The sequence below is a fragment of the Pseudomonas sp. FP1762 genome, from assembly GCF_030687105.1.
GTDB classification, from domain to species: Bacteria; Pseudomonadota; Gammaproteobacteria; order Pseudomonadales; family Pseudomonadaceae; genus Aquipseudomonas; species Aquipseudomonas siliginis.
Genome location: NZ_CP117458.1, coordinates 4,466,296 through 4,483,889, shown reverse-complemented (window position 1 = coordinate 4,483,889; position 17,594 = coordinate 4,466,296). Strand labels below are relative to the sequence as shown.

Here is a 17,594-nt window from a genome sequence, read left to right as displayed (position 1 = left end):
CGCGAGCAGGCTCGCTCCCACAGGGATTTCGTGAACGCCACAGATCCAATGTGGGAGCGAGCCTGCTCGCGAAGGCGACCTTAGTTCTGGCACACGTGAGCGTGCAACTCGCTGGTCAGTCCTTCGATGCGCTCGGTGAGGGTTTTCGTCATTTCGGTAAGGCGGGTGTTTTGTTCCAGCAATGCCAGCAATTGCGCGGAATTCTTCGCCGCCTCTGCCTGACGTTCGGTATTGGCCAATGCCAGAGCTTCGCGGTGCTGCGCATCGGCGTCGGCCTGCGCTTTGTCGCGCGCGGCCTGACGGGTTTGTGCAAGCAGGATCAATGGCGCGGCGTAGGCCGCCTGCAGGCTGAAGGCCAGGTTCAGCAGGATGAACGGGTAGACGTCGAATTGAGTCACGCCCCATGCGTTGAGGCCGATCCATACCGCAACGATCAAGGTTTGCGCGCCAAGGAACAGCGGCGTGCCGAAGAACCGCGCAAAGGCTTCGGCGCGCAGGGCGAAGGCATCGTTGCCGAAGGTCGTATTCAGGTGCGCGTGGGGGCGGTGAAAGCGCAGGTGATCGATGGGGGCGTTGGATACTTCGGGTTTTTCGTTATTCATGGGGCACTCGGCGGGGCTTGGGACGTGTCGTCACTATAGCTCTGCGTTGTGGCGGCCGATCTTCGCGGGCTGCCCACGAAGGTCGCGACTCGTTCTATCGACCCTGCACAAACCTCAATTTGGCACCCGCTCATTGGCAAACATGCTCACCGCATCCACCGCCTCACTGGCGCCGTCGCGAATCTGCAGAATCACCGTGCCGGCCTGATTGGCCAATTCCACACCTTCTGCGGCGCGGTCGCGGGTGCCTTGCATGCTTTTGATCGCTTGCCGCGTTTCACTCTGGATCAGACTGATCATGTTCGAGATCTCGGCAGTAGAGCCGCTGGTGCGCGCTGCCAGTTGCCGCACTTCATCGGCGACCACGGCAAAGCCGCGACCCTGTTCACCGGCGCGTGCCGCCTCGATGGCCGCGTTGAGGGCGAGCAGATTAGTCTGATCGGCGATCGCGCGGATGGTGTTGACGATGGCGGTGATCTGCTCGGAGCGGTCGCCCAGTTGCGCGATCAGCGTTGAGGACTGGCTGATGTCCTCGGCGATTTCGCGCATTTCGCTGGCTGCCTGTTGAATCACTTGCGTGCCTTGCTCGGCGACTTTTCGCGTTGCTACCGAGATGTGGTAAGCGGTGCTGGCACTGCGCGCGTCCTGCTCGTGCTGCTCGACACGAGCGGTGACGTCAGACGCGAACTTCACGACTTTGTACAAGCGCCCCGAAGCGTCATATACCGGGTTGTAGTTGGCCTCCAGCCAGACGATCTGACCGCGCTTATCCACGCGCTCGAACTGTCCGTGGAAGAACTCGCCCTGATTCAGGCGCCGCCAGAAATCCTGATAGGCGCCGCTGTTGACCAGCGCCGGAGTGCAGAACAGGCGGTGATGCTGGCCCTTGAGCTCTGCGAGGCTGTAACCCATGCGCGTGAGAAAATTCTGGTTGGCGGTAAGAATATTGCCGTCGAGATCGAACTCGATCACCGCCATCGCGCGATCGATCGCCTGCAGCTTGGCGTTGGCCTCGTTCTCCTGCTGCACCTTGGCGGTGACATCCATCGCGTACTTGACCACTTTGATCACCCGTCCCGACGCATCCTTGATCGGGTTGTAACTGGCCTCCAGCCAGATCGGCTGGCCTTTGCTGTCGACCCGTTCAAAAGTGCCGGACTGGAACTGACCGTTTTTCAGGCGCGACCACAACTCGGTGTATTGGGCACTGCGCCCGAACTCAGGTGTGCAGAAATGCCGGTGCGGCTGACCAATCGCTTGGGCAGCCGTGTAACCCATGGTCTTGAGGAAATTGTCATTGGCACGCAACACCACGCCATCAAGATCGAACTCGATCACCGCCATCGAACGGTTGATCGCTTCGAGCATCGCGGCCTGGTCAAAAACGGTGTGTTGCAGTTCAGCGAGGGCGGCTTTCTGGCGATTGAAAAACATGCTTGCGGTACTCGGGAAGTGGGGAAAATCAAAAGAATTCAGTCCCTATTCCTGCGCCGGCAAACCGAAATGCACAGGCGGCATTCGGTGGTGACTGCTCAATGCCAACGTTCCGTTACTGGCAGATGGCTACTTATACAAAACTTAATAAAGTTGTACAAGAAAGGAATTTTTCGCGAGTTTGTATAACTTTTTACGAAATTAGTTGTACACGGCTCGACGAGCCGGTGATTCACCGCTGATACAGTGCCAGGAACATCTCCAGCGCCGACTCGGCAACTGCATTCTGCGCGTCTGGATCAAGGGCCGCGCGACCCAGCGAGATCTGCGGCCAGAACGCGAATGCCTTGAGCAAACCTTGTACTTGATGCGCGGCAAATTCTGGATCGACCGGTTTGAGCCGTCCGTCGGCTTGCGCCGCGCGTATCCAGACAGTCAGTGCTTCCTCGCGCTCGCCCATGCGCTCGATCATGTTCTGCGCACGTTCAGGGGAGTGAATGGTTGCGGCAATCGCCACCCGGGCGAGGGTGAGAAAATTCTCGTCGGCCATCATCTGCACTTTTTCTCGCAGCATCTGGCGCAGTTGTTCGTGCAGTGGTTGCTCGCGGTTGTAGCTCACCGATGGCTCGGCAATGATCCGTGCCCACAACTGATTCAGGATCTCGGCGAACAGCTCTTCCTTGCTCGGGAAGTGGTTGTACACCGTCCGCTTCGACACGCCGGCCGTAGCTGCGATCTTGTCCATGCTGGTGATTTCGAAACCGTGGTCACGGAATTCGGCGATCGCCGCCTGGATGATGGCTTCGCGTTTGCGGTCAGTGAGGCGTTGTGGCGCGGTCATGAGCGGGCTTCGGCAGAGTGGAATGAAATTACACTCGGCAGTTTACTTGGCGCCGGCTTTGATGCAACCTAGAAACTACACCGCTCAGTGTAATGTTGCGTTAATCCTCGCACCTTACAAACCAGAGCGTTTGGCCTTTGCGTGCAGCTTGGCCATTTTCATTTCCCGTGGAATACCGTGCAGCACACGGTTTTTCGGAGTCGTTCAGTCATGGCCAATCCAGTCTCTCTCCCGGATAACACTCCCACGCCTGAAGCCTCGCGACAGGATCAAGGGCTGTTTCGCAATCATGCGCCGGTGCAGCGCGAAGGGCTACGCAAAATGCTGCGGATCATGTGGAACATGATTTTCCACAAACCGCGCAACACCCGTCCGACCGCCGCCATCCCTGTGCAGCCGCTGACCCGTGAAGATCTGCTCGCAGCGCCCAATCACAGCGTTTACCGCTTGGGGCACTCGACGCTGTTGCTGAAGATGCGCGACAAATTCTGGATCACCGACCCGGTCTTCGCCGAGCGCGCCTCGCCGGTGCAATGGGCGGGTCCGAAACGTTTTCATCAGCCACCGATCAGCATCGACGAACTGCCGCCGATCGAAGCGGTGATCCTCTCGCACAACCATTACGACCATCTCGACTACGAAGCGGTACTCAAACTCGCCGCCAAAACCACTTACTTCCTGACTCCGCTGGGCGTGGGCGACACCCTGATCAAATGGGGCATCGACGCCAGCAAGGTGCGCCAGTACGACTGGTGGCAGGGCACCGAGATCGCCGGTATCCGCTTCGTCGCCACCCCATCGCAGCACTTCTCCGGCCGTGGCCTGTTCGACGGTAACAGCACGCTGTGGGCGTCGTGGGTGATGATCGACGCCGACACACGAATCTTCTTCAGCGGCGACAGCGGTTACTTCGACGGCTTCAAACGCATCGGCGAACAATACGGCCCGTTCGACCTGACCCTGATGGAAACCGGCGCCTACAACGTCGAATGGCCCCACGTGCACATGCAACCGGAAGAAACCCTGCAAGCCCACATCGACCTCAAGGGCCGCTGGCTCTTCCCGATCCACAACGGCACCTTCGACCTGGCCATGCACGCCTGGCACGAACCCTTCGACCGCATCCTCGCCCTCGCGTGGGAACGCAGTATTGCGATTACCACACCGCGAATGGGGGAGGCGTTCAACATTGCGCATCCACAACGGGGGAGTGCGTGGTGGATGGCGGTTGAAGAGGAGAGTGATGCGGTGGTACAGAACGCATGAATCCGTTCAGTTGGTGAGGGGCGTCCCCCTCGCCAGCTTAATCAGCCATCGCAAAATCCCCACGCCCCACCGATTCCCCTGCCATACCCTGCGCCCTGACACTGCGCCCCGGTGCGAACCCCGGAAAGAACACCAACCCCTGCGCTTCAAACCGATAAGCCAGTGCCAGTCTCGCGGCGTCCGCCACTTCCTGCTGCGCTTCGAACCGCTGGATATCTGCCACCGCCACCTCGGCCTCGCGCGACAGTTGTTCAACGCTCCAGCCCAGCATGGCGCGGGCCTGGACGCAGTGGGTCGGGGTGAACTGGAAAAGGGCAATGCGTTCGAGGACGTGGTTCATCGCAAGAGAGGCCATGGTGTGCTCCGGGCTCAAAAGTGCTGATTGAAAATGTACTGTGTTTTTGTACAGTTGTTTTCGGCCGGGATCAAACGCATTTTTCGAATTTGCCTAGTTCGTCGGCTCCAACCAGACGGACGGTGCCTGTCCCAGCACACGCCGAAACATCGTCGAAAACGCCGCCGGGCTCTCGTAGCCGAAGTCCAGGGCAATCCGCGTCACCGCTTCCCCCGCCGCCAACCGTGCCAACGCCTGCACGACGCACGCCTGCTGGCGCCACTGACGAAAGCTGAGCCCGGTCTGCTGCCGAAACAATCTGTTAAAGGTACGCAAGCTTATGTGTAACTGGTCGGCCCAATCCTGCGGCGATTGATGGGTATTGGGCATGTTCAGAAAGGTCTGACACAGACTGAGGAGCTTTCCTTCGGCTGGCATGGGAATGTGTAGGGGAAGGGGCGCGCTGCGTGTCAGTTCATGCAACAGCAGGTTGATCAGCACACCGTCGCGTTCAGTCTCTTCGTACATGAGCGGCACTTCCGCCGCTTCCATCAACAAATGCCGCAGCAGCGGCGACACATTGAGCACTTGGCAGTCCGGCCCCAGATCCACTTTGCCCGGTTCGATATACACGCTGCGCGTGCTCACCCCGAGCATCAACACCTCATGGGCCACGCCCGGCGGAATCCACACCGCGCGTTGCGGCGGCACCACCCAATTACCGTTTCGGGTGCTGACCTGCATCACGCCCGTGGCGCCGTAGAGCAATTGCCCACGGCGATGCGTATGAAACGGGAGTAGGTGGCCGTGGGAATAATCGGTACCGATGGCCACGACCGGGCGAGGTGTGTCATCGAGCTGATTGATCGAAATATTGCGCATCAGGCGTGTTCCAGCGATTGGCGTAAACGCGAACATTATTGGCCCAACTACTGAAGCCGGCCAGTGCATCACGCTCTAATGTCCTGGGCTCCCCCGATCCTGGACGCCCACCATGTTCTACCTCCTGCTTACGCTGTTCGGTTGCCTCACCGGCATCAGCGCCGTGCTCTTCGGTTTCGGCGGCGGCTTCGTAATCGTGCCGCTGCTCTACCGCATGCTCACCGCCAGCCACGCAGCAGACGACCCCATCGCGCAATCGGCCATGCACATCGCCGTGGCCACCTCGACCTGCGTGATGATCGTCAACGCCCTGATCGCCACACGCAAACACCAACGCGCCGGCAATCTGCTCCGGGACTACCTCTGGCCATTGGGCGGGTTTATCGGCGTGGGCGCGGTCGTCGGCGCCATCGCTGCGATGTGGGTCAGCGGCCAAGTGATTCGCTACGCCTTCATCGCCTACCTGGGCGTGACCATCGTCGATTGCCTGCTGCGTCGCGGATTTCTCACCCAGTCCCAGACGACAATCCCACGGCGACTGACCTCAACAGAAACATCCGCCGGCGGCGTAGGCATCGGCGCCATCGCGACCTTCCTAGGTGTAGGAGGAAGCGTCATGACCGTGCCGCTGCTGCGCCGCTGCGGGCTGAGCATGTCGCAAGCGACGTCCATGGCCAATCCGCTCAGCGTGCCGGTAGCGCTGGCCGGGACGCTGACGTACATGGCGCTGGCCGGTTTCACCGAGGCTGATCTGGGGGGTTGGTATATCGGGTATGTCAATGTGCTGGCGTTTGCGCTGCTGACGGTTGGCTCGTTGCTGGGGATCAGATTGGCTGCGCGGTGGATTGGGCGGATACCGGATCGGGTGCATGCCTGGATCTATATTGGTTTGCTGATCGTGGTGCTGCTGAGCATTTCGCTCAAATGAATCGTTGATTGGCGCAGGCGAAAGAAATCAGAATCAGCGGCAGAGCGTTGCCTCCAGTCTTCAGCAGAGAACCAGGATGTTGATCTTCAATTGCACCGAAGCCGCCAGCAAGTTTTTCAGCCGTGTTCATAAAGGCCAAACGATCACGCCGGTGGACACCAAACCGCCGTCATCAGTTATTGAGGATGATGAGCTGAACGGCGCGGACGAACAGTGGTTGGTTCATGCGATCACTGTGCAGCGCAAACATGTGTTGTTGGTCCTGCACATCAAAACCCGCTATTGCGTGATCCTGGCTGATGCCAAAAAGGCCGACGCCGAAGGGTTTGTAGCGTGGTTTAACGAGCGTTGGCGCGAAGGTCTGATCCGCGATGCAATCAATCATGACCTCATGCAATGGGTTGATGCGGGGACAATGACCGATCGTCTCGAGCTGAGTCGCGAGTATCGTTTTTATCGCCGTGGCCATCGCAGCGCACAAAAGCACATCGAACAAGTCGCCTGGTTTTTCGAGGATTGCGCGGCAGAGTGGGGCTGTTTGCCCCAAGGCGAACGTGCAGCTATCGGTTTCGATGCGCGGATGAACTCGCAAATTCGAAACACCAAGGACCGAAAAGATTACTTTCGCCCTGATGAAGAAATGCTCGCTCATTGGCTGCGCCAGTATTGCGGAGTGGAAGATCTGGGCGTTCAGGCTGCAGTTGAGCGACGCAGGGAGGCGGAGCGGGAGATTCGAGCGTTTGAAGAAGGGGCACGCATCAACTGAGCGTCACTCCAACCCCGGCGCTTCACGAATAATGAAGTGATCCAGGTTCTCGATATTGGCATTGAAGACCTCGAAAGGTTTTTCGGGGTTCTTCTTGCCGGGCACCTGCTTCAACTCCGGCGTCACCCCATAGAAGAAACAGAACAACGTCTTGTCGCTATCCACCGCGTGCTTGATCTCCTCCAGAAAGGCCTTGCGCTTGCGGTAGTTGTCGATCAGCTTCTTGTTCAGATAAACGCTGACCGGATACGGCTTCTTCTTACTGTCCTCGGGCTTCTTGAACCAGACCTTGTCCTCGAAGTCGATCCGAAAACTGGCACTGTGGAAGTCCTCGATCTTCTTGATCCGCCCCCAGTAAATCAGCCCCTTGTTGTCCGTCAGATATTCGATCTTCTTGAAGAACGAACTGTACGGCGCCGTATGCTCGCCGACCTTCAACGGCATGCGCTTGAGCAAATCCTTGTCGGCGAAGTTGGAAACAAAACACTCCACCGGATGCGCAAACACACTGGTCTTGTCCGGCGCCGACTCACGACTCGCCGACTCTTTACCATTGCCCGCCGCCGCCCGCACCGAGTCATCGCGCAACACATCCGCCGCCCCCGCTGGCGCGACAGGCTTGCGCACATACTCACGCCGGGTCAGCAACAACTCCGATGGGAAATGCTCCTCACGCCCGTCATCCACCTCGCCATCCGCCGTCTCAACGCCAGAAGCCGACGCCTTCAAACTCACATACGGACAACCCGCCACATGCTGCGTGGTGGGCAGATTCTTGAAGTGCGGCGTGCGCACGTAATTCACATTCTTCGCGTTGAACGTACCCAACTCATTGGAAGCCTCGAACGCCGAACGACAAGCATCGCTGGGGCACTGGAAGTGTTCCTTCGCCGAGTCAAACGCCACCGTCTCATCGAAATTGAGATCGCGAACGTCATAGATCGACAACTTGTCGTCGAGGCTGAGGCAGTAGGCGAGATCGAATTTCATGGTGGGGCTCGGATCCTTGAGTGGGGGAGGGGTATTAATAGCGGGAGGCGGCGCGGGTTGCACTGATTGTTTTCAGGATGATGCGGGATTTGTGGGAGGTAGCGTGCTGGCGACTCCTAGCATCAACCAGATTTCAATACTCACACCGCCATTGCAGGTTACGCATCACCCTGTGGAGAGGGAGCGTGCTCCCGCTGGGCTGCGGAGCTGCCCCAAGAACAGCAAATACGGTTGGTCAGATAAACCGCGATTATTCCTTTTCGAGTCTTCCTACGTTGTCATACAGCAAAGCAGTGAAAGCCTCTCTGTCGTCAGAATGGTGGCAGCGTCGATGACAGTTTGGGCACAGCGCTACGGTGTTGCTCTTCAAGTCCGTCCCGTTGTCCGACAAATGCTTAACGTGGTGAACCTCAAGGTAAGGTTCTCCATTCATTTCAAAAGGACCTGTTTGTCCACATCCCTCACAGACACCCTTGGCGTTGAACAGAATCCAATCTTTGACTTGGGATATGCGGGCATAGGTTTTGATTGTCCTGACGATTTGCTGGGGTATCTGCGCACCCTCTGGCCCACTCACAAAATCACGATGTTTCGCTCGTTGTACATTTCGAAGTGATGATTCTTCTTGCGTGGAAGGTGTACCGGAATCCAGCGTAATAAGACCTTTCGATTCTAAGATTCTGATCAGGCGCGCAGTAATCCCTGAACCGAGATTCACCTTTGGTTTGTAGCTAGAGATCGTTTTCAGCCCAAGATCTTCGAACAGAGCGGTAATGTTCTGCAGTCGATAGTCGATCGACTTGGTGTTTCGCCCGGCGAGTACGCCGCTCTGCAGACGCCTGTGCTCCGAGGACTTATTAAATTTTTGATCATTTGCGTAGCGGGCCTGAATATCGAGATAGCCATCAACCGAAGCTTCAAGCTCCTCATCCGTCCAGCCACTATTTTCCTTTTCCGTATCCATAAAATCGCCGAGGGTTGAAAACCCTCGGACGATACTGAGTGGCCATTACTGTTGTCTACGAAAATTCCTACAAAAAATAGCGACGGATCTCGCATGTGATCCTACAAGCGTATCGCTTACCCCATTGAATGCTTCGACGACTGAAACGTCTAAGCGAACCTCCTTCACCAAGGTTTCGTCGCGGTAGCTTTTTGCGGTATTTGATCGCTCAACAGATAGGGCATGTCTCGCAGTCGAATCCAACCTTCGTTTTGCCAATGTAACAGACTCAGAGACATCTCTGGCCAATCTAATAAACTCAGCATCGGTCGATTTAAATGTCCCGAAGGTTCAGCATCGTGCAATGTCGGCACCACCTGATGAGTCAGCCACTCACGCAACAATTGATTCCCCGGAACATAGTGATACACCAATAATGCGTATACAACTGATTCGCTTATCATCAGTTGCTTGTCGGGTTGCTGGAAATACTCAATCCACAAAACGCGACGCTGATCTTAATCTAGTTTGTTGACCACGCGCTCACTCAAATGGATACCCATCAATCGACCAGTATCGCGGGCACAGAACAAGGGCTGATCTTCCAATAGGAAGGCGTGAAGAGCGAGATGGTGGCGGGAAAAGACGGTTACAGGCAGAGTATCAGAAATTACTGCGCCATGATTCTGGGTTGGGTGAAGCTTTGGTTGTTCAGGTATATCCATTACCTCTTCGCTAGATTTTGGCAGGCCTGACCCAACATAGATTACACATAAGAAATCCCAACAAGCAGTGCAACGACATAATTGACGCATGAACCTTCAAAGGCGATAGCGTGTATTGTAATTGGCAAAGCTCTCTACGGTAGGCGTTTCTTAGGCGCCTGTATAAAATAATATCAGTAAAATGGTTTTTTTGAAAGATAGGGCTTTTGTTCAAAACTTGTAGAAGTAATCATCTGTTGATGATGCTGGTTTGATGCTTAGAGTTAGGGGTTGTAAGATTAACGGTCTGTTTTTAGTTGCCAGTGAATCTGATACCTGGCGGTAGAAATTATCTCGTCAAAAGATCTCGCTTGAATATTGGGTTCGTTATTTTCCGTTGGGTAATTCGATGATTTTTTTCCGCCTATTATTAGTATTTCAATTTTTTTATTTATATTTTGTTTTAATGCGTGTCGGTAGCTCGCTGCTTGAATGTAGTCAGAGTGATTTATGGGGTGTGAAGGTCTTTTAAGCTCGATTAACAAATAGTCACCATACATATTTTCATGTAATAATAAATCTGGTCGAGAAGAACCATTTGTACCTGTAAAAGATTTTTCAAGATGGTTCTCTATTTGGCGCTTTAGTGTGATATTTGAGCTGAATAGGGAGTATGTCGAGCCTAGTATCCATAGGTTGTTTTCTATCGCGGTATGCATTTCTTTTTCAAGTGTTCTTGGATTTAGTGCGAGTGACTCCAGGTGATCGAGAAAAGTAAGGCGAGATTTTGCGTTTTTGATAAGTCTAGAGACTTCGTTCAGTCCAAAGTCGTTGAGGGATTCCGCGATGTTAACGATATCAGCTCTGTCAGTGGTTGCTATATGTTTTATGATCGCTTTGTAGTCTGTGTTTTCCAGTGCATATAATGTGGTTTTTATAATATTTTCTATTTCTTCTATTGGTGTTTTGAAGTGTTTTGTTAGTATCTCTTTAATTGCTAATCTGGCTATCTGGTGGTTGTCGTTCGGTAACGATGTTAGCCTGTTTTTAAGGATGGTTTCTAAACGGGTCTGTAAGTTTTTAGCGAGGTTTTTTGCCGGTAAGTATCCAGAGATTCGAGGGTGTTCGATTGATTCTAAGGCGTTTGATATACACTGCATGCGAAACTCTATCGACGCCTTGGTTCTGGCTGACAGTGCGCCCTCTCTTAACTCTCGGTTGAAGTTTGCTTTACTGTATGGTGTGGACGTTTTTTCAAAATCAAGCATTTTTAGATAAGCATCTATGGACGCTTCTAGTTCTAGGTCATTCCAATCATGTATGTTGTTAATCAAATTATTGTCTCAAGCAGTTTTTATTGATTCGGGCGAGGGCTGTAAGGCTTTTTTCTTGAGTCTTCACCGTTAACCCCCAAGTATCGCCACAGCATTGGATGCACGTAAAAAAAAGATGATCTTTTTACTTCGCTTTCTGAAATTTCAGGATCGTTATCTTGGCTCCATATAGTAGATGAGTAACTATCTCTTTTTACGCCGACTATTCCCACTTTGTAGAGGTTGCGCAACAGTTGATTCAGGAAGGTAGATCTAGATATAGTGTTGTCTTGGACAAGTGATCGCGCAAGTAGCGCCATTGGATCTTTCGGGGATTTTTCATTAATGGCTAATTCAATTGCAATTTCTTCAATTTGTTCTCTGGTGATTTCTGAATGTTTGAATCCATCTTTTCTTTTTTTAAGTATCTCGCAATAGCTTCCTAAGAGAGGGAAGTCACCAAACCATTCATGGCATAACGAGTTGAATCTCTTCTTCGAATAAGTTATTTCAGCGTCTCGTATCATTTTTGCAGTTATTTTTGGATGGCCTTGTGCTTGTTCCAAACATTCATTCATGAACAAAATCGCATCTCGAGGTCGCATTAGCGTTCTATCAAGCATGAAGTCTAATGATCTTTCGCTACCCACATGAGGTGGGAGTATGTCCTCGGATTTTACTCGGTCTTGGGTATATGCTTGTCGAATCATAAGGCTCGTGCGCTTGTCTAACATTTCCTCTATTTGTTCTTTGTTCCATTTTATCCGTAAAAACATATCCTCATATTTTTCTTCTTGGAAACCGGCATCTCTTGTTCGGTCAAATACTCGGCCAAGCAAATCAAGTCTGAGTGCGACAATGATTTTAACAGGACTTACTTTCCTGAAAGTCTTTATTGTTTCTATCAAGGCCCGAATAAGTCGGTAACGCATCTCGTCTTCGACCCAGTTATCATCTAGCTTGTCGATGATGATGAAAAATTTTTGTTGGCTGTCGTTAAATATATCTTGAGCTAATAAGTTTATGACGTTATTAAGGTCTTGGACTTGTACTTTGTTTACAATGGCCTGGGCGCGACTGCATATTTCTTGTTTTGACTCTCTCGTCAGTTTTTCTGCTCCTGAGGCGGTGATTGGGATTCCGAGTGCGTTTAGATCTATATCTCCTTTAAGTTCATTCTCCAGCTTGGTTGTTAGCTCTCTGATTCTTGTGTCTGTTTCAAGCCAAAATTTATCTCCCCATTGACGGAGGTAGTTGATGGCTTTTTCTTTCTTTTGGTCTCTTCTGAAAATTTCAGAAAGGCGTGCTAAAAACGTTCTGTTAGAGTTTTCGTTGGTGATTTTAAATTTGTTTTTTATTAACTCTACGGATAAAACGTGTCGCCATAGGAGTTGGTAGAATAAGTCGAGGTTTACTCCTAAGCTTTCAAAGAATGTAAGTATGTTTGAATTGGATATATAGCTGATAGATAGCTCTTCTGGAAGAAGTTCTATTACATGCTCTTCTTTTTGTTTTATTTTTTCCAATAAGGCACTTTTGCCGGCACCAGTTCTCCCAAGAGCAATGCATCTAGGATTATGAATCTCTGTTAAGACTTCAAAGTCACCGGTATCGAGAAAGCAGTCTTGCAGAAAGCGATGGTCGTCCTCTGCGCTCATAGCGCCTACAGACATATGCTTTTTATATTTGAACTGTGGAGCGGGGTCTTTTTTTTCGATGCCCATATCGTTCTCCAATAAAAAAGCCCCGCGTTTGCGGGGCTTTTTAGCTTTCCCGACAAAAAGTAAGGTTAGCTTTTATAGCATGGGGTCATATTGCCATCAATCCCAGCTCAACGCCCCACCAGTCTGATACTCAATAACCCGCGTCTCAAAGAAATTCTTCTCTTTCTTCAAGTCCATAATCTCACTCATCCAAGGGAACGGGTTAGTCGTCCCTGGATACTCTTCCTTCAAACCGATCTGCGACAAACGACGGTTAGCGATGAATTTCAGATAATCCTCCATCATCGCCGCATTCATACCCAACACCCCGCGAGGCATGGTGTCACGGGCGTATTCGATCTCCAGTTGCGTACCCTGCAGGATCATCTGGGTCGCTTCTTCCTTCATTTCGGCATCCCACAGGTGTGGGTTTTCGATTTTGATCTGGTTGATCACGTCGATGCCGAAGTTCAGGTGCATGGATTCGTCGCGCAGGATGTATTGGAACTGCTCGGCGACGCCGGTCATTTTGTTGCGGCGGCCCATGGAGAGGATTTGGGTGAAGCCGCAGTAGAAGAAGATGCCTTCCAGAACGCAGTAGTAGGCGATCAGGTTGCGCAGCAACTCTTTGTCGGTTTCCGGGGTGCCGGTTTCGAACTTCGGATCGGAGATCGAGCGGGTGTACTTCAGGCCCCAGGCTGCTTTCTTCGCGACCGATGGGATCTCGTGGTACATGTTGAAGATTTCGCCTTCATCCATGGCCAGCGATTCGATGCAGTACTGGTAGGCGTGGGTGTGGATCGCTTCTTCGAAAGCCTGGCGCAGGATGTACTGGCGGCATTCCGGGTTGGTGATCAGGCGGTACACGGCCAGGACCAGGTTGTTGGCAACCAGGGAGTCGGCGGTGGAGAAGAAGCCGAGGTTGCGCATCACGATGCGGCGCTCGTCGTCGGTCAGGCCTTCCGGGTTTTTCCAGAGGGCGATGTCGGCGGTCATGTTGACTTCTTGCGGCATCCAGTGGTTTGCGCAACCGTCCAGGTACTTCTGCCAGGCCCAGTCGTACTTGAAAGGTACGAGTTGGTTGAGGTCGGCGCGGCAGTTGATCATGCGCTTTTCGTCAACGGCGACACGGGCGGAGGCGCCTTCGAGTTCGGCGAGGCCTTCGGCGACGTCGAGGGAGTTCAGTGCAGCCTTGGCGCGGGCCACGGCGGCCGAGTCGTCGGCGGTGACGGCGCGGGCTTCCAGCGCTGCGGCGCCGCCGGCGTTGTCGAGGCGGTCCATGTTGGCTTCGCTTGCGTGGCCGGCGTTGGCGCCTTTCACGGTTGCGATTTCACTGTCTTCTTTATCGAATTCGTCCCAGCTCAGCATGACGTGTCGTCTCCTGCGTGAGGGCTTGTGCCCGTGTGAAACCTGATGGGTTGGTTTTTCACACGGCCAAACAAGCCGCGTTGGATGTCGTTTTTTGCAGCGCTGCACGCAGGCAAATAAACAGAAATTTTGACGGGTTCCGAGAGCCTCTGATGGGCGCAATCAGCGTCGGGCACTGTTGCGGGGCTTCAGAATGGCTTTTGCTCCCTGTAAGGGAATATTGCTGACCCGTATGGGGCGGCATTATAGGGAAATTTTTACCGGCGTGGTGCGGCGAATCGGCTCATGGCGAGGCCGAGGAGGGGGTGGATTTCGGTCCGACCGAGGGATTACAGGGCTTTGCGCGGAATCGACCCGAGCAGATTTTTTTTCGTTAATTTTTTGGCAGGTGGTTTTTTGTTTAAAAAATAGCCAGAAAATCGGGTTTTTCACTATATCTAGTGTTTTGCAAGCCTTTTTCGCGGTTCCAGACACAACTGAGCCCGACCGTAGCCGGGCTGGAATCGACCCTCAATGTAGCGCTGAGCGATCCGATTCGGTGCAGTCTGGTTCAGTTCGTGCAGCCATTGCCCATGATGCTGTAGCGCAGGATGTGGCGTTGGCCTTTGGAGTCGTCGTATTCCATTTTCGCCGGTACTACTTCGCAGACATTTGGTACTTCGCTCATCGATACAACTTTGGCGATGTCCAGATGTGTGGAGTAAGTGTATTCCTCGATTACCGGTTGTTGCTGTGCGACATCAGTCGGGACCTCGTCTGCCATGGCGGTTGCGCACAGACTGCTGAGGGCCAGAACCAATAAAGCTTTCATTTCTAATTCACCTTTTTGAGGTCGAGTGGGGTCACGCAACCTTTTTAGGGTTGCGTGTGGAGCTTGAGTAGTTGATGCGTTACTTGGAGCGCTGGATTAACGGCCTTCGTGGGGGCTGTAACGTTGTTAATCGCGGTTGCCTTGTTGGCGAGGTGAATTTTAGGGCGGTGGGGCCGGGGTAAACAGAGCGGGTTTTGATAAACACTTTTGGCATATTTGGTAACAATCCCCCAAACACCCCATTCCCTGTAGGAGCTGCCGAAGGCTGCGATCTTTTGACTTTGATCTTGAAAACAGATCAAAAGATCGCAGCCTTCGGCAGCTCCTACAGGGGGGGCGCGTGCAGGGGGAGGCTTGTTACTACCATCGTCGAATGGTTCTATGGGCCCCACCCGGCTACAACAGGGTCATACAAAAACAACTATTACACCGAGGTAGGAAAGATGAGTGCGGCTTCTCTGTATCCCGTTCGTCCCGAGGTTCTGGCAAACACGCTGACTGACGAGGCGACCTACAAAGCCATGTACCAGCAGTCGGTCGTCAACCCTGACGGCTTCTGGCGCGAGCAAGCCAAGCGTCTGGACTGGATCAAGCCCTTCACCACGGTGAAACAGACCTCGTTCGACGATCACCATGTCGACATCAAGTGGTTTGCCGACGGCACCCTGAACGTTTCCTACAACTGCCTCGACCGTCATCTGGCCGAGCGCGGCGATCAAGTCGCGATCATCTGGGAAGGCGACGATCCTTCCGAAAGCCGCAACATCACCTACCGCGAACTGCATGAGCAAGTGTGCAAACTGGCCAACGCCCTGCGTGGTCAGGACGTGCACCGTGGCGATGTGGTGACCATTTACATGCCGATGATTCCCGAAGCCGTGGTCGCCATGCTGGCCTGCACCCGGATCGGCGCGATTCACTCGGTGGTGTTCGGCGGTTTCTCGCCGGAAGCCCTGGCCGGTCGCATCATCGATTGCCGTTCGAAAGTGGTGATCACCGCTGACGAGGGTATTCGTGCCGGCAAGAAGATTTCCCTCAAGGCCAACGTCGACGACGCCCTGACCAACCCGGAAACCAGCAGCATCCAGAAAGTCATCGTGTGCAAGCGCACCGGTGGCGACATCAAGTGGAACCAGCATCGCGACATCTGGTACGAAGACCTGATGAAGGTCGCGGGCACCGTTTGCGCGCCGAAGGAGATGGGCGCCGAAGAAGCGTTGTTCATCCTTTATACCTCCGGCTCCACCGGCAAGCCGAAGGGCGTGCAGCACACCACCGGCGGTTATCTGCTGTATGCGGCGATGACCCACGAACGCGTGTTCGACTACCGTCCAGGCGAAATCTACTGGTGCACCGCCGACGTCGGCTGGGTCACCGGTCACAGTTACATCGTCTACGGCCCGCTGGCCAACGGCGCGACCACCGTGCTGTTCGAAGGTGTGCCGAACTACCCGGATATCACCCGGGTGGCGAAGATCATCGACAAGCACAAGGTCAACATCCTCTACACCGCGCCGACCGCGATCCGCGCGATGATGGCCTCGGGTCAGGCTGCCGTGGAAGGCGCCGATGGCAGCAGCCTGCGCCTGCTCGGTTCGGTAGGTGAGCCGATCAACCCGGAAGCCTGGGACTGGTACTACAAGAATGTCGGCAAGTCGCGTTGCCCGATCGTCGATACCTGGTGGCAGACCGAAACCGGCGGCAACATGATGAGCCCGCTGCCGGGTGCCCATGCGCTGAAGCCGGGGTCGGCGGCGCGTCCGTTCTTCGGTGTGGTGCCGGCGCTGGTCGACAACCTCGGCAACATCATCGAGGGCGAGGCTGAAGGCAATCTGGTGATTCTCGATTCGTGGCCAGGCCAGGCGCGTACGCTGTACGGCGATCATGATCGTTTCGTCGATACCTACTTCAAGACCTTCCGTGGCATGTACTTCACCGGTGACGGCGCGCGTCGCGATGCCGACGGTTACTACTGGATCACCGGGCGCGTAGACGACGTGCTCAACGTCTCCGGCCACCGCATGGGCACCGCCGAAATCGAAAGCGCGATGGTCGCGCATCCGAAGGTGGCCGAAGCTGCGGTGGTGGGTGTGCCGCATGACATCAAGGGGCAGGGCATCTATGTCTATGTGACCTTGAAGAACGGCGAGGAGCCGACCGAGCAATTGCGCCTGGAGCTGAAGAACTGGGTGCGCAAGGAGATCGGCCCGATTGCTTCGCCGGACGTGATCCAGTGGGCGCCGGGGCTGCCGAAGACCCGTTCGGGCAAGATCATGCGCCGCATCCTGCGCAAGATCGCCACGGCGGAATACGACGGGCTGGGCGATATCTCGACCCTGGCGGATCCGGGTGTGGTGCAGCATTTGATTGATACGCACAAGACCATGAATGTTGCTTAAGCGTTAGAAGCATAGGAGCCCTGTCCGGTAATGCCGGGCGGGGCTTTTTTATGGCTGTGAGGTTTGTGGTAGCTGGGAGGGCCTCTTCGCGAGCAGGCTCGCTCCCACAAGGAAACGGGCGCATTTCAAATGTGGGAGCGAGCCTGCTCGCGAAGGCGATCTGTCAGACACCGCAGTAGTCAGCTGTAGGAAACCGCAACACCCCAACCAATAATTATCGATCTCCCCCGTCAGACCTTTCCCGCTGTTACCCGCCACAACCCAATGTGTAACCGCCCGCGCCAAACCGGGGCGAAGGGAAACGCGGTGC

15 protein-coding genes and 1 pseudogene are annotated in these 17,594 nt (G+C 54.2%); 4 read left to right on the top strand and 12 right to left on the bottom strand.

Features of this window, described 5'->3' with window-relative positions; translation table 11 throughout:
- Window positions 1-80: 80 nt before the first annotated feature.
- The 3 genes from PSH90_RS19935 to PSH90_RS19925 all read right to left on the bottom strand — a co-directional run bounded on the left by PSH90_RS19935 (window position 81) and on the right by PSH90_RS19925 (window position 2,877).
- Window positions 81-602 (bottom strand): DUF1003 domain-containing protein, encoded by a 522-nt coding sequence (locus PSH90_RS19935; protein WP_305381369.1) that lies wholly within the window; start codon window positions 600-602, stop codon window positions 81-83.
- A 114-nt stretch (window positions 603-716) separates the two neighbouring features.
- A complete protein-coding gene (locus PSH90_RS19930) occupies window positions 717-2,036 on the bottom strand; it encodes a PAS domain-containing methyl-accepting chemotaxis protein (protein WP_056788027.1) in 1,320 nt (439 codons plus the stop codon).
- Between the two features lie 232 nt (window positions 2,037-2,268).
- Window positions 2,269-2,877, bottom strand: a complete 609-nt coding sequence (locus PSH90_RS19925) for a TetR/AcrR family transcriptional regulator (protein ID WP_305381367.1) — start codon at window positions 2,875-2,877, stop codon at window positions 2,269-2,271.
- A 210-nt stretch (window positions 2,878-3,087) separates the two neighbouring features.
- Between PSH90_RS19925 and PSH90_RS19920 the strand changes: the two genes are divergently transcribed.
- The gene (locus PSH90_RS19920; RefSeq protein ID WP_150637533.1) at window positions 3,088-4,143 is read left to right on the top strand and encodes an MBL fold metallo-hydrolase; all 1,056 of its coding nucleotides are present in this window, start codon (window positions 3,088-3,090) and stop codon (window positions 4,141-4,143) included.
- A 37-nt stretch (window positions 4,144-4,180) separates the two neighbouring features.
- Here the strand turns inward: PSH90_RS19920 and PSH90_RS19915 are convergent, their stop codons facing one another.
- Both PSH90_RS19915 and PSH90_RS19910 read right to left on the bottom strand, forming a co-directional pair.
- Window positions 4,181-4,498 carry an XRE family transcriptional regulator gene (locus tag PSH90_RS19915; protein WP_305381365.1) on the bottom strand — a complete coding sequence of 106 codons (318 nt, stop codon included), beginning with the start codon at window positions 4,496-4,498 and terminating at the stop codon, window positions 4,181-4,183.
- A gap of 93 nt (window positions 4,499-4,591) precedes the next feature.
- Complete coding sequence (locus PSH90_RS19910) at window positions 4,592-5,359, bottom strand: helix-turn-helix domain-containing protein (RefSeq protein WP_305381364.1); 768 nt, start codon at window positions 5,357-5,359, stop codon at window positions 4,592-4,594.
- Between the two features lie 112 nt (window positions 5,360-5,471).
- Here PSH90_RS19910 and PSH90_RS19905 point away from each other — a divergent pair, with 112 nt between their 5' ends.
- Both PSH90_RS19905 and PSH90_RS19900 read left to right on the top strand, forming a co-directional pair.
- A complete protein-coding gene (locus PSH90_RS19905) occupies window positions 5,472-6,287 on the top strand; it encodes a sulfite exporter TauE/SafE family protein (RefSeq protein ID WP_305381362.1) in 816 nt (271 codons plus the stop codon).
- A 76-nt stretch (window positions 6,288-6,363) separates the two neighbouring features.
- The gene (locus PSH90_RS19900; RefSeq protein WP_256808948.1) at window positions 6,364-7,053 is read left to right on the top strand and encodes a hypothetical protein; all 690 of its coding nucleotides are present in this window, start codon (window positions 6,364-6,366) and stop codon (window positions 7,051-7,053) included.
- A gap of 3 nt (window positions 7,054-7,056) precedes the next feature.
- Here PSH90_RS19900 and PSH90_RS19895 read toward each other — a convergent pair whose 3' ends face one another.
- The 7 genes and pseudogenes from PSH90_RS19895 to PSH90_RS19865 all read right to left on the bottom strand — a co-directional run bounded on the left by PSH90_RS19895 (window position 7,057) and on the right by PSH90_RS19865 (window position 14,885).
- Window positions 7,057-8,043, bottom strand: a complete 987-nt coding sequence (locus tag PSH90_RS19895; RefSeq protein ID WP_305381361.1) for a hypothetical protein — start codon at window positions 8,041-8,043, stop codon at window positions 7,057-7,059.
- A gap of 250 nt (window positions 8,044-8,293) precedes the next feature.
- Complete coding sequence (locus tag PSH90_RS19890) at window positions 8,294-9,007, bottom strand: HNH endonuclease (protein WP_305381359.1); 714 nt, start codon at window positions 9,005-9,007, stop codon at window positions 8,294-8,296.
- Window positions 9,008-9,171: 164 nt separating this feature from the next.
- Window positions 9,172-9,657, bottom strand: a pseudogene (locus tag PSH90_RS19885) (Bro-N domain-containing protein).
- A 332-nt stretch (window positions 9,658-9,989) separates the two neighbouring features.
- The gene (locus tag PSH90_RS19880) at window positions 9,990-11,024 is read right to left on the bottom strand and encodes a hypothetical protein (protein WP_305381357.1); all 1,035 of its coding nucleotides are present in this window, start codon (window positions 11,022-11,024) and stop codon (window positions 9,990-9,992) included.
- Window positions 11,025-11,044: 20 nt separating this feature from the next.
- Entirely contained in the window at window positions 11,045-12,727 is a 1,683-nt protein-coding gene (locus tag PSH90_RS19875; protein WP_305381356.1) for a P-loop ATPase, Sll1717 family, read from the bottom strand.
- Between the two features lie 96 nt (window positions 12,728-12,823).
- Window positions 12,824-14,074: a ribonucleotide-diphosphate reductase subunit beta gene (locus PSH90_RS19870; protein WP_236168353.1), complete on the bottom strand. Its 1,251-nt coding sequence runs from the start codon at window positions 14,072-14,074 to the stop codon at window positions 12,824-12,826.
- Window positions 14,075-14,624: 550 nt separating this feature from the next.
- Window positions 14,625-14,885: a DUF2790 domain-containing protein gene (locus PSH90_RS19865; protein ID WP_007912695.1), complete on the bottom strand. Its 261-nt coding sequence runs from the start codon at window positions 14,883-14,885 to the stop codon at window positions 14,625-14,627.
- Window positions 14,886-15,328: 443 nt separating this feature from the next.
- Here PSH90_RS19865 and acs point away from each other — a divergent pair, with 443 nt between their 5' ends.
- Complete coding sequence (gene acs, locus PSH90_RS19860; protein ID WP_016773581.1) at window positions 15,329-17,284, top strand: acetate--CoA ligase; 1,956 nt, start codon at window positions 15,329-15,331, stop codon at window positions 17,282-17,284.
- Window positions 17,285-17,594: the final 310 nt, after the last annotated feature.